The 12,626-nt window shown below is 50.4% G+C and carries 7 protein-coding genes and 2 pseudogenes; all 9 read left to right on the top strand.

Annotated features, from left to right (window positions below; all coding sequences use genetic code 11):
* Nucleotides 1–127: 127 nt before the first annotated feature.
* Entirely contained in the window at nucleotides 128–355 is a 228-nt protein-coding gene (locus GKQ23_RS04100) for a helix-turn-helix transcriptional regulator (protein WP_212409814.1), read from the top strand.
* Complete coding sequence (locus tag GKQ23_RS04105) at nucleotides 355–1,854, top strand: class I SAM-dependent DNA methyltransferase (RefSeq protein WP_212409815.1); 1,500 nt, start codon at nucleotides 355–357, stop codon at nucleotides 1,852–1,854. The genes GKQ23_RS04100 and GKQ23_RS04105 overlap by 1 nt, the downstream gene beginning before the upstream one ends.
* A 5-nt stretch (nucleotides 1,855–1,859) precedes the next feature.
* On the top strand, nucleotides 1,860–3,326 hold the full coding sequence (locus tag GKQ23_RS04110) for a class I SAM-dependent DNA methyltransferase (RefSeq protein WP_212409816.1): 1,467 nt from the start codon (nucleotides 1,860–1,862) through the stop codon (nucleotides 3,324–3,326).
* Between the two features lie 7 nt (nucleotides 3,327–3,333).
* Complete coding sequence (locus GKQ23_RS04115; RefSeq protein ID WP_212409817.1) at nucleotides 3,334–4,443, top strand: restriction endonuclease subunit S; 1,110 nt, start codon at nucleotides 3,334–3,336, stop codon at nucleotides 4,441–4,443.
* A gap of 3 nt (nucleotides 4,444–4,446) precedes the next feature.
* Nucleotides 4,447–7,509, top strand: coding sequence for a type I restriction endonuclease subunit R (locus GKQ23_RS04120; protein WP_212409818.1), 3,063 nt, complete (start codon nucleotides 4,447–4,449; stop codon nucleotides 7,507–7,509).
* Nucleotides 7,510–7,916: 407 nt separating this feature from the next.
* Nucleotides 7,917–9,027: pseudogene (locus tag GKQ23_RS04125) on the top strand (IS3 family transposase).
* 172 nt (nucleotides 9,028–9,199) lie between these two features.
* Entirely contained in the window at nucleotides 9,200–10,150 is a 951-nt protein-coding gene (locus GKQ23_RS04130) for a 2-keto-3-deoxygluconate permease 1 (RefSeq protein WP_212409819.1), read from the top strand.
* A 186-nt stretch (nucleotides 10,151–10,336) separates the two neighbouring features.
* Nucleotides 10,337–11,596, top strand: coding sequence for a four-carbon acid sugar kinase family protein (locus GKQ23_RS04135; protein WP_212409820.1), 1,260 nt, complete (start codon nucleotides 10,337–10,339; stop codon nucleotides 11,594–11,596).
* Nucleotides 11,596–12,564, top strand: a pseudogene (locus tag GKQ23_RS04140) (D-threonate 4-phosphate dehydrogenase); the annotation flags it as partial. The gene GKQ23_RS04135 and the pseudogene GKQ23_RS04140, both read left to right, overlap by 1 nt.
* Nucleotides 12,565–12,626: the final 62 nt, after the last annotated feature.

The following is a 12,626-nucleotide window of genomic DNA, read 5'->3' on the forward strand; positions in this document are numbered from 1 at the left end:
TCATGCATGTCTTCCTGTCCATACGTGTTTTCCCAACTGATTTAATTTCATTTCAGCTTGAATTTTTTTACTTTTTTCGCATTTTGGGATACGATTTGCATCGTTAAGCACAACGATAAGGACCATTATGATCCGCTGCCATCTTGCTCTGCTCATGGGCGAACATAAGATGCGAATAGCCGATGTTGTCAGGGAAACTGGACTGAGTCGCAACACTATCACTTTGCTTTACAAAGAGACGGCTCAGAAAGTTGACCTGGATACATTAGAAAGGCTTTGCGTGCTTTTTGACTGTGAAATACACGATTTACTGCAAAAGGTTCCTGCTTCGCAGAATCGTATAGAGAAAAATTAATGACACTGATTAATCTAAAAGATCTTGAGGCCCATCTTTGGCATGCTGCCCATATCATTACTGGGCCTATTGATGCGTCAGATTACAAAACGTACATTTTCCCCATCCTGTTCTTCAAGCGCATTTGTGATGTATATGACGAAGAAGTTGCCGATGCGATGGTGAGCGTTGGGGATGCAGAACTTGCCAAGGGTAAGATGTTTCACCGTATTCAGATACCTGAAAATTGCCACTGGCGCGATGTTTTCGCTGAGACCAAAGACATAGGTCAGGCCCTGAAAGACTCTTTCCGTGGTATAGAACTGGCAAACTCTAAACTGCATGGCATTTTTGGCGATGCCAGCTGGACCAATAAAGAACGCCTTTCAGATGAGCTACTGGCTACGCTACTTAATCATTTCAATAAGGTGAATCTGGGCGTTGCCAGTGTTCGTGATGATGATATGGGGCGCGCATACGAGTATTTAATCAAACGTTTTGCAGACAAAGCCAATAAGAAAGCCGGTGAGTTCTACACCCCACGCACTATTGTTCGCTTGATGGTTAATATTCTTGATCCAAAAGCCGGTGAGAGCGTTTATGATCCCGCCTGTGGTACTGGTGGGATGCTGCTTGAGACTATCCACCATGTAAAAGAAAACGGTGGTGATCCGCGCTTGCTAAAAATTAAAGGTCAGGAAAAAAACCTGACCACCGAAGCCATCGCGCGAATGAACCTGTTCCTGCACGGTCAGGAGGATTTCGATATTGTTCGTGGGGATACGTTGCGTGAACCTAAGTTTTTACAAAGCGATCGTTTAGAACGCTTTGACTGTGTTGTTGCCAACCCGCCGTTTAGCTTAAAGGAGTGGGGATACGATCTGTGGTCGAACGATCCCTATGGCCGTAAGCAATATGGCCTAGCGCCTAAAACAAACGGTGATTTTGCCTGGGTGCAGCATATGTTTGCCTCACTTAACGACAATGGGCGTATGGCTGTCGTGTTACCTCATGGTGTGCTATTTCGTGGCGGAGCTGAGGGAGTAATTCGAACCAAATTGCTGCAAGAAAATCGCATTGTGGCGATTATTGGTGTCGCTTCCAATCTATTCTATGGGACTGGTATTCCTGCGTGTATTTTGGTGCTACGCAAATCACGCCCGGCAACGCATAAAGATCATGTATTGATCATCAATGCTGAAGAAATCTATACCAAGGGGCGTGCGCAGAATACGCTGTCCAACAAACAGGCTGATGACATATACCAAATCTACCATGACCAGGCTGAACAAGGGCCAGATGCAAAAGAAATCGAAGGCGTTGCGCGCTGGGTTCCTCTAAAGGAGATTGAAGAAAATGACTTCAATCTTAATATTGCTCGTTATGTGCAAAAACCACTCGAAGAAGAAACCATCACTGTGGAAGAAGCGCTTAAAGATTTTCAACGGAAGCTGGCTGAGCTGGAAAAAGCAGAAGAGGAGCTGGAAGCCCTGCTTATCAAAGAAGGGTTCGAGGTATGAGTACTATGAGTAATAAAAAGCTGGAAGAGCTGCTCTGGGGAGCCGCCGAATTTCTTCGTGGCCAAATCGACGCATCAGACTACAAGCAGTATGTCTTCCCGTTGCTGTTTTACAAACGCCTGTCAGATGTCTATCTGGAAGAATATAACGAAGCGCTGGAACTCCATGAAGGTGATGCTGAATACGCCGCCATGCCGATGTTTCACCGTTTCAACATTCCCTCTGAGGCAGCTTGGGAAAAGGTCCGCAATACCAGTAAAAACATTGGTGAAGCGATCCAGAATGCGCTTCGACTGATTGAAGCCAAAAATCCACGCTTACATGGTGTCTTCGGTGATGCACAGTGGACCAATAAAGAGCGCCTGCCCGATCATCTGCTGGCTGATCTGATTGAGCATTTCAGTAAAATTCCGCTCGGTATTAAATCTGTTGCCCAGGATGATCTTGGTGAAGCCTACGAATACCTGATTAAAAAGTTCGCTGATGATTCCGGCCATACGGCTGCAGAGTTTTACACCAATCGTACTGTCGTGCATTTAATGACGCGCATTATGGGCTTAAAACCGGGTGAAACTGCCTATGATCCAACGTGCGGCACTGGCGGGATGTTGCTAAATGCAGTGATGGATCTTCGTTCAAGAGGGGAAGAGTGGCGCTCTGTGCATCTTTATGGCCAGGAAGTAAACTTGCTGACTTCCGCAATCGCCCGTATGAATATGTTCTTGCACGATATTGAAGAATTTGATGTGCTGCGCGGTGATACTCTGGCTGAACCTAAGTTTATTGAAAATGACCGGCTCAAGCAGTTTGATGTAATTTTTGCCAATCCTCCATATTCTATAAAAAAATGGAACCGTGACAAATTTTCCGCCGATCCTTATGGACGTAATCTCTATGGCGTACCACCGCAGGGTTGTGCTGATTATGCGTTTTACACCCATATTATCAAAAGCCTGAAGCCAGATACCGGTCGTGCTGCCATGCTCTGGCCGCATGGTGTTCTATTCCGTGATTCTGAGCAAGCCATTCGGAAGCAGGTGATTGAATCTGATATTATTGAAGCCGTTATTGGGTTGGGGCCGAATCTATTCTATAACTCAACGATGGAATCATGCATTGTTGTTTTGAATAAATGCAAGCGCACAAGTAGGAAGGGCAATATCATTTTTATTGATGGATCCTCCGAAATTGTAAGTGATAGGAATCATAGTTATTTATCTGAAGAGAACATTAACGCCATAGTTTTAGCATTTAAATATCCCGAGAAAAACATGGGGGTTTCTACACTTGTGCCGTTGGGAATGATAAAGGAAAATGGATTTAATTTATCTATTCCGCTTTATGTTGCTAATGATTCTAGAAACAAGAAAGTGGATGTATATAAGACATTGGAGCTTTTTAAAATAACAATTAAAAAAAGAAAAAAAGCAACAAATAGTTATATCACTAATTTTGGTTCTTTGAGTGAGTGAGTTATCTATGAGTACTAAAAAAAGGCAAAGTTTTAATTTCTCTGAAATTGCGATGCAATCCACAATCTCAATAAATAGGGATGATAATCCCTATGATAAATATGTTGAAGGAGGGCATATTGAAAGCAATACATTGAAGATAAGAAAATGGGGTGTTTTTGGTGATCAATATGTTGGCCCAGCTTTTCATCGTGTATTTAAAAAAGGACAGATACTTTATTGCTCACGAAGAACGTATTTAAAGAAAGTAGCAGTCCCTCATTTTGATGGAATTACTTCCAACACAACTTTTGTCATTGAACCTAAAGTTGTTGATGGTTTTATTCCTCAACTATTGCCATTTATTATGTTGTCTTCAAATTTTACTCAGCATTCTGTCTTATATTCAAAGGGTTCAACCAATCCATATATTAATTATAAGGATTTGGAAGGGTTTGAGTTCTCACTACCTGGAGTTGCTGAACAGAATAAAATATTAAATATTTTAAATAAAATCCAAGGGAATGAGCATGCACTTGTTGATTCTATATCTTCACTTATTAAACTCAATGACGTATTGTTGAGCGATAGTTTAAAAAAATCAGCCCCATCACTACCATTATCAAAATTGCTGACCGAAACAAAAAGATCAGTGAGTGATTTGTCGAGTGCTTCAAAACATATCGGTTTTGAACATATTAACTCTGATGACTTATTTGTCAGAGAGTGCGAGGAGGTTTCACAAATAAACTCTCATAAAAGCCTTTTCGAATATGGTGATATCCTATACGGTAAAATAAGGCCGTACTTAAGGAAGGTTGCACTTTCTAATATGGAAGGTGTCTGTAGCTCAGATATTTTAGTATTAAGACCAGAAGTAACCGAGACTGCCATTAATATAGCTTGGTACCTAAAAAGCACGTATTTTTCTAACGTAGCCATGTCATCAGCAAAGGGTTCTAAAATGCCTCGAGCTGATTGGAATGTTTTGCAGAAACATACTATACCAGCTTCTTTTTTGGATGAGAAATATACTAAAATAGCAAAGGCATATTATGATCAACTGTCATATTTAAACGAGCAATTACGATTAACAAAAGAGTTGCAAATATCACTCACAGATAGACTTTTGGGGTAATATATGTTTAGCGAACAAACCGTCACAGAAAATGGAATTATCGAACGTTTAAAAGGTTTAAACGGGGTCAAGTGGACATATTGCCATGGTGAAAAACTGCCTAAAAAAGCGCAGGATATCTTCGTTGATGAGTGGCTAAAAGACGCGCTTTGTTCGTTAAACCCCTACATAGGTAGACAATCTGACTATGCCGATGAGGTCATATATAAACTGCGGGGAGTGGTTTTAGAGGCTCGCCATACCGGTTTGGTAAAAGCCAATGAAAACTTCCAGGAATGGTTGATGGCTGACAAAACCTTGCCTTTTGGCGAAAATGGCGACCATATCACCATCAATCTGATTGATTTTGACAATATAGAGAACAACCACTTTGTGGTGGCACAGCAGGTCCACTATGTCGCGGCCACTGAAGTTTATTTTGATATTGTCCTTTATGTGAACGGTATACCACTGGTAGTAGGCGAAGTTAAAACCGCCACACGCCCTAGCGTGACCTGGCAAGACGGCGCCGCCGATTTCATGGGCGGCAAAAAGTATTACTGGAAAAACGTTGAATCTTTCTTTGTACCTAACTTGCTGTGTTTTGCCAGCGAAGGAAAAACCTTTGCCTATGGCGCAATTAATGCCCGAGTTAAAGACTGGGGGCCCTGGCATAAAACTGAGCTTCGTGATGAGATTCTGCCGGGATTAGCATCAGTACTCAACAGTTGCGAGAGTTTGTTAAATCCACAGACCTTATTGCAGCTACTGGAATCATTTGCATTATTTTCAACCGTCAAAACGGGAAAAAATACTCCACCTAAACGAGTTAAAATCCTGCCGCGTTATCCGCAATTTGAAGCAGCAAAACAAATCGTTGAGCGTGTTCGCAGAGGCTATCCAAAAAAAGGTCTGATTTGGCATTTCCAGGGATCGGGCAAATCCTTGCTGATGCTTTACGCTGCTAAAATGCTGCGTGCCGACAATGCGTTAAAAAATCCGACGGTACTCATCGTTGTGGATCGGCGAGATCTGGACAGCCAAATTAATGAGACCTTTGGTGGGGCCGACGTTAAGAATCTGATTAAAGTGCAAAGTTGTAAAAAACTTGGCGAATACATTGAGCAAGACAGCCGTGGCATTTTAATCACCACCATCTTTAAATTTAAAGATATCGAAATTGACGATAGCAACCCCAATGGCCTGAACAACCGTGACAACATCATTGTGTTAGTTGACGAAGCTCACCGTACCCAAGAAGGTGGGTTAGGCGAGAAAATGCGCTGGGCGTTGCCCAATGCCCACTTCTATGGCCTGACGGGTACTCCGATTTCTGGCATTGATCGTAATACATTTAAGTTGTTCGGTGCCGAAGAAGATCCTGGCCGCTATATGAGCCGCTATAGCTATAAGCAGTCGATCCGTGACGGCGCGACTAACCCGGTGAAGTTCGAACCTCGGTTGGCTGAACTCCGAGTGGATCGTGATGCTATCAACGAAGAATTCGAGCAACTGGCTACCGAAAACAACCTGGATGAAGAAGAAAAAGCAGCATTGTCCAGACGCGCCGGCAAGCTGGCCGTCATGCTGAAATCTCCGAGACGCATGGCTGCGGTGAGTAATGACATTGTTGAGCATTTTACCAGCCATGTTATGCCGAAAAAGATGAAAGGCATGGTTGTGGTATACGATCGCGAAGCCTGTGTGCAGATGTATTATTTGCTCGGTGAAAAGCTCGGTTTTGATGCAGTTGAAGTGGTTATGAACGTTGACCAGGCTCCGGTTAAAGCTGAAGAGGGTGGTAAAAAAGATAAGCTCAACAAGGACTGGCTCAAATGGCATGACGAATTGGAGCTACCTGTTAAACAAGCTGATTTCGAACGCTGGCAGCACATTGATGCAGAAGAGCAGGTACAAAAGGATCTGATTGAATGCTTTAAAGATCCTGTGCATCCGTTACAGCTTATCATCGTTACCGCCAAGCTGCTTACGGGCTTTGATGCACCAATTTGCTACTGCATGTACCTCGATAAGCCTCTACGCGATCATACTCTTCTTCAGGCCATGTGCCGAACCAACCGGTTGTATGAAACCGATGATGCACGCAAAGACATGGGGTTAATTATCGACTACCTCGGCGTTTTCGAAAATCTGCGTACCGCTCTGGCCTACAACCCTGAAGAAATTGAAGGGGTTGTAGAGGGAATCGAGGCATTTAAAGAGCTATTGCCGTTACAACTGAATAAATGTCTGGCCTTCTTCCCTGGTGTGGATCGTTCCATAGAAGGTTTTGAAGGTATTATGGCTGCGCAGGAATGCCTGCCGACCAACGAGAAACGCGATGAATTCGCTGCCAGCTTTGGTGTGTTATCCAAGTTATGGTCAGCTATCAATCCAGATCCTTTTTTAACCCCTTATCGTCAGGACTATAAATGGCTGGCGCAAATTTATGAATCGGTGCGTCCGGTGGGGCAGACAGGTGCGCTTGTTTGGGCTGCGCTTGGTCCTGAAACCATCAAAATGATCCATGAGCATACTGATATCAATCGTATTCGCGATGATATTGACGAGTTGATCATGGATGAGCACGCAATTTTTACCCTGACGGCTAAAGAACAGGAACAACGCGCAAAACGCCTGGAGATTGATCTTATGGGGCGTTTACGCGGTAGCCATGATCCTAAATTTGTGGCATTGGGTGAGCGTCTGGAAAAACTGCGTCAGGACTATGAAGCTGGTGTTATCAAGGCCATCGACTGGTTGAAAGGCCTGTTGGATGCTGCGAAAGATACCGTACAAGCCGAGCGCGAAACGGGCGAGCGCCCAGTAACTGAAGCTGATAATAAACAGGCTTTGACCAAGCTTTTCCTCGAAACACGCCCAGAAACTACCCCTAAGTTAATCGGTGATGTTGTAGAGCAAATTGATAAAATCGTGAAAGTTACCCGCTTTGATGGCTGGCAAAATTCCAACAGTGGCCCGCGTGAAATCCAAAAGGCGCTTTTGTTGACTCTGGCTCAGTTTGGATTAGGGAAAGATAAAGAGTTGTTCCGGAAAGCGTATGGGTACATTGAGGGACATTATTGAACTTAATTAATTATCAATTTTAAACCACCTCCTATGGAGGTGGTTTTTTACCAAAATACAGCCAGGCGAGGGTACTGGTCGATGGCCTGCTGAACCACACGTTTTACTTGCTGTATTTCTTTCAGCTCATCGTTTAAATACTCCATAAGATTTCCTGAAATAACATGAGTGTTAAAATGATCTTCATCATATTAAGTAAATGACCCATGCCCCATCAGTTCGCATCTGATTGCTTGTCAGTTTCTTCGATACTGAAGATGCCTGTTCCGCATCAAGTGCAATGCTTTCTCCCACTGTAATGATTTCCGCACCACACGCAATGCCAGAATGTAAGTATCCCTGCTAAACGCACCATTCACTTTTAGAGATCTTCCGGCATACTGATTGTGTCCTTGGAGGAGATCGCCATGCGCAAAGCACGATTCACCGAACACCAGACCATCACCGTTCTGAAGTCCGTCGAAGCCGGACGTACCGTTAAAGATGTCTGCCGCGAAGCCGGGATCTCTGAGGCCTCGTATTACAACTGGAAAGCGAAGTTTGGCGGTATGGAAGCTTCTGATATCAAAAAGATGAAAGACCTCGAGTATGAAAACCGTCGGCTGAAACAGATGTTTGCGGACCTGAGTCTCGAATGCCGCGCCCTGAAAGACGTTATTGAAAAAAAGCTTTAAGACCAGCGATAAAGCGTGAGCTGGTCAGCTATCTGACCGCGTAGTTTGCCATGAGCTTACGTCAGGCATGCAGGACATTGTCGCTGAGCAGGACGGTATTTCGTTATCAGCCAGATACGCGACGTAATGAGCCGGTGATTGTGGTGCTGATCGCGGCGGCTGAACGCTATCCGCGGTACGGATTTAAGAAGCTTTTTCAGGTACTTCGTCGGCAGGGGTATGCATGGAATCACAAACGTGTTCACCGGATTTACTGTCTTCTGAAACTGAATTTTCGCCGCAAGGGAAAACAGCGTCTGCCGGTACGTAACCCGGCTCCACTGGCAACGCCTGAGGCGCTTAATCAGAGCTGGTCCATCGATTTTATGCACGACGCACTGGTCTGCGGGAGGCGCTTTCGGACTTTTAACGTGGTGGATGATTTTAATCGGGAAGCGCTGGCAATAGAAATTGACCTGAATATCCCGGCGCAGCGGGTCGTGAGAGTGCTGGACAGGATCGTGGCAAACCGTGGATATCCGCTGAAGATGCGTATGGATAACGGGCCAGAGCTGGTCTCACTGGTTCTAGCCCAGTGGGCAGAAGAGCAGGGGGTAATGCTGGAATTTATCAGGCCCGGAAAGCCAACGCAGAATGCCTTTATCGAAAGGTTCAACCGGACGTACCGGACAGAAATACTGGATTTTTATCTGTTCAGTACGCTGAACGAAGCAAGGGAAATCACAGAGCGCTGGCTTACCGAATACAACGGCGAATGCCCTCATGAGTCCTTGAACAACCTGACGCCGGACGAGTACCGGCTGATGGCTGAAACCCGAAAATCTCAAAAAGTGGCTGGAACTAAAACAGGTCTACTTATACCTCTACGACTAACCTATAGCCCACCAGTTCTCCGCTGCCCCCCATAGCACTTCATCCAAACTCCCCACCCTGTGACCCCCTTCAAACCTCCCCGCGACCTGATTATTTACAGTCACCCTGACCAATCCCAATCACCCAGAAAGGACTCACACCCAATGAACCTCAAGCAACGAATAGAATCCATCCCCGGCGGCATGATGGTGATCCCCTTAGCCCTCGGCGCACTGCTCAACACTTTCCACCCCCAGGCACTCGAGATCGGCGGTTTCACCACCGTACTCTTCAAAAACGGCGCCGCCCCCCTGATCGCCGCCTTTCTGCTGTGCATGGGTGCAGGCATCACCCTCAGAACCGCCCCCAAAGCCTTGCTGGCAGGCAGCACCATCACCCTGACCAAGCTGCTGGTCGCCGTTGTGCTCGGGCTGGCCGTTGACCGCGCGTTCGGAACAGAAGGGCTGTTTGGCCTGAGCGGGCTGGCGATTATCGCGGCGATGAGCAACTCCAACGGCGGGCTGTATGCCGCGCTGGTCGGCGAGTTCGGCAACCAGCGGGACGTGGGGGCGATTTCGATTCTGTCGCTGAACGACGGGCCGTTTTTTACCATGATCGCGCTGGGCGCGGCCGGGATGGCGAGCATTCCGCTGATGTCGCTGGTGGCGGTGCTGGTGCCGCTGGCGCTGGGGATGCTGCTGGGCAATCTTGACCCGCAGATGCGCGCGTTCCTAACCCGCGGCGGGCCGGTGCTGATACCGCTGTTTGCCTTTGCGCTGGGGGCGGGCATCAATCTGGAGATGCTGCTGCAGGGCGGGCTGGCCGGTATTGTGCTGGGCGTGCTGACCACGCTGGTTGGTGGCCTGTTTAATATGGCAGCCGATCGTCTGGTGGGTGGCTCCGGGGTGGCCGGGGCGGCGGCGTCCAGCACCGCCGGTAATGCGGTTGCCACGCCGCTGGCGATCGCGCAGGCCGACCCGTCGCTGGCGCAGGTGGCAGCCGCCGCCGCACCGCTGATTGCCGCGTCGGTGATAACCACCGCCATTCTGACGCCGCTGCTGACCTCGTGGGTGGCAAGGCGCAACGCACGCAGGCCGTTAAAGGAGGCAGTATGAAGCTGAGGGAAATCACCACTGCGAACCTGATGCCTTTACTAACCTCGTGGAGAGAAACAGGCAGCGCGCACAGCCAATTAAAGGAGGCAATATGGAGCTAAGGGAAATCACCACTGCGAACCTTACGCCGTTACTGGCCCCGTGGAGAGAAACAGGCAGCGCGCGCAATCCGCTGAAGGAGGCCGCATGAAGCTGATTGTGATAGCCGATGATTTTACCGGTGCCTGCGATACCGGCGCGCAGCTGGCAAAAAACGGCGTACGCACCGAGGTGCTGCTCACCCCGCAGCAGAGACCGTCACCGTGCAGCGATGTGCTGGTGGTGAATACCGAAAGTCGTGCCAGCGCGGCGGCGGCGGCGGCACGCACCGTAGCTCAGGTGCTGCATCCGTGGTGCACGCCCGGTCAGGATCCGCCGCTGGTGTTTAAAAAAATTGATTCGACCTTTCGTGGCAACGTCGGGGCCGAGGTGGAAGCTGCGATGCTTGCGGCGGGCAAGCGGCTGGCGGTGATCGCAGCGGCCATCCCCGCCGCCGGGCGCACCACCGAGCAGGGCGAGTGCCGGGTGCATCAGGTGCCGCTGCTGGAGACGGCGTTTGCCCGCGATGCGGTTACGCCGCTGGCCTCTTCCCGCATCCGCACGCTGATCGCCGCGCAGAGCCGTCTGCCGGTGTATGAGATTGGCCTGCATCAGGTCAGGTATCACCAGCTGGGGAGTGCGTTAGCCCGGCTCTGCACGGGTGGCCGCGCGATGGTGGTGGTGGATGCGGTAACGGACGACGATCTGCAGCAGATTGCCCGCGCGGCGCTGGCGATGCCGCAGGTGCCGCTGCTGGTCGGGGCGGCCGGGCTGGCGCACGCGCTGCCGGTGGCGGCCTATCGTCATCACGCCCTGCCGGTGCTGGTGGTGGCCGGATCGATGAATGAGGTCACCCGCCGTCAGGTGGAGGCGGCCAGGCAGCGCGGTCACGCTGAGGTGGTTGAAGTGGCGATGGCCGTGCTGCTTGGCAGCGCCTCCGGTAGCGAACTGCAACAGCTGGCGGAGCAGGTGGCGCGTCACCTGGCCCACGGGCGGCACTGCATTCTCTGCACCCGCCAGCAGGCGCGGGAGCGCACGACGGTCAGCCGCTACTGCCAGCAGCATCTGCTCACCCGTCGCCAGGTGGCCGGGCAGATTAGCCAGCAGCTCGGCAGGCTGGCGCATAGGGTGACCGGGCTGACCCGCATCGGCGGGCTGATCCTCACCGGGGGCGATACCGCCGCCGCGGTGGCCGTCGCGCTGGGGGCGCATGGCTACCGGATTGCCGGTGAGGTTGCCGCCTGTATTCCCTTCGGCACGCTGACGGGCGGTGAAATCGACGATATCCCGGTGATCACCAAAGCGGGCGGTTTTGGCGCAGAGAGTGCGCTGTGCGACGCGCTGACCTTTATTGAGGAGAGGTACTGATGAACACAATTGCGGTAACGATGGGCGATGCGGCCGGCATCGGCCCGGAAATCATTCTCAACGCGCTGGGCGGTGAGCTGAGCGGCGCACCGGTGCTGGTGGTCGGGTGCCTGGCAACCCTGCAACGGGTATATGCGGCGGGGCTGGTTCCGGCGGTCGAACTGCGGGCCATCTCACAGGTTGCCCAGGCACGCTTTATGCCAGGTGTTGTCCACGTGCTGGACGAGCCGCTGGCCGATCCCGGCGCACTGCGGCCGGGCCGGGTACAGTCGCAGGCCGGGGATCTGGCTTACCGCTGCGTGAAGCGGGCGGCCGAACTGGCGATGGCGGGACAGGTGCAGGCCATCGCCACCGCCCCGCTGAACAAAGCAGCGCTGCATCTGGCCGGGCACCCTTATCCCGGCCACACCGAGCTGCTGGCAGAGCTGACCGGCAGCCGCGATGTCGCGATGCTGTTGTATACCGACCGGCTGAAGGTTATCCATGTCTCCACCCATATCGCGCTGCGGCAGTTTTTAAATACGCTCAGCGCAGCGCGGATTACCTCGGTAATTGCACTCGCCGGGCGGTTTTTGCAGCTGGTGGGCTATGCGGCACCGCGTATCGCCGTGGCCGGGGTCAACCCCCACGCCGGGGAGAACGGGCTGTTTGGCGATGAGGAGATCGCCATCGTTGCGCCGGCCATCGCCGCCGCGCGGGCGCAGGGCTGGCAGGTGACCGGCCCGTGCCCGCCGGATACGGTGTTCCTGCAGGCGAGTGAGGGGCAGTACGATATGGTGGTGGCGATGTATCACGATCAGGGGCATATCCCGCTGAAGCTGCTGGGCTTCTACGACGGAGTGAATATTACCGCCGGGCTGCCGTTTATCCGCACCTCCGTCGATCACGGTACGGCGTTTGATATTGCGTGGCAGGGTAAGGCCAAGCCGGCCAGCATGGTGGCGGCGATTAAGCTGGCGATGAAGCTGGTGGGGGAAGTCCGGTATGTGACAGACGCCGGCGGAGAAAAAGAGCCTGTGACCCGATCAGG

Source organism: Erwinia sp. E602 (assembly GCF_018141005.1).
Taxonomy (GTDB): domain Bacteria; phylum Pseudomonadota; class Gammaproteobacteria; order Enterobacterales; family Enterobacteriaceae; genus Erwinia.

What these genes read in the sequence shown, in the direction of transcription:
- GKQ23_RS04105 (WP_212409815.1), top strand. Translation starts at nt 355, where the DNA reads ATGACACTGATTAATCTAAAAGATCTTGAGGCCCATCTTTGGCATGCT.
- GKQ23_RS04115 (WP_212409817.1), top strand. Translation starts at nt 3,334, where the DNA reads ATGAGTACTAAAAAAAGGCAAAGTTTTAATTTCTCTGAAATTGCGATG.
- GKQ23_RS04120 (WP_212409818.1), top strand. Translation starts at nt 4,447, where the DNA reads ATGTTTAGCGAACAAACCGTCACAGAAAATGGAATTATCGAACGTTTA.
- GKQ23_RS04130 (WP_212409819.1), top strand. Translation starts at nt 9,200, where the DNA reads ATGAACCTCAAGCAACGAATAGAATCCATCCCCGGCGGCATGATGGTG.
- GKQ23_RS04135 (WP_212409820.1), top strand. Translation starts at nt 10,337, where the DNA reads ATGAAGCTGATTGTGATAGCCGATGATTTTACCGGTGCCTGCGATACC.
- GKQ23_RS04100 (WP_212409814.1), top strand. Translation starts at nt 128, where the DNA reads ATGATCCGCTGCCATCTTGCTCTGCTCATGGGCGAACATAAGATGCGA.
- GKQ23_RS04110 (WP_212409816.1), top strand. Translation starts at nt 1,860, where the DNA reads ATGAGTAATAAAAAGCTGGAAGAGCTGCTCTGGGGAGCCGCCGAATTT.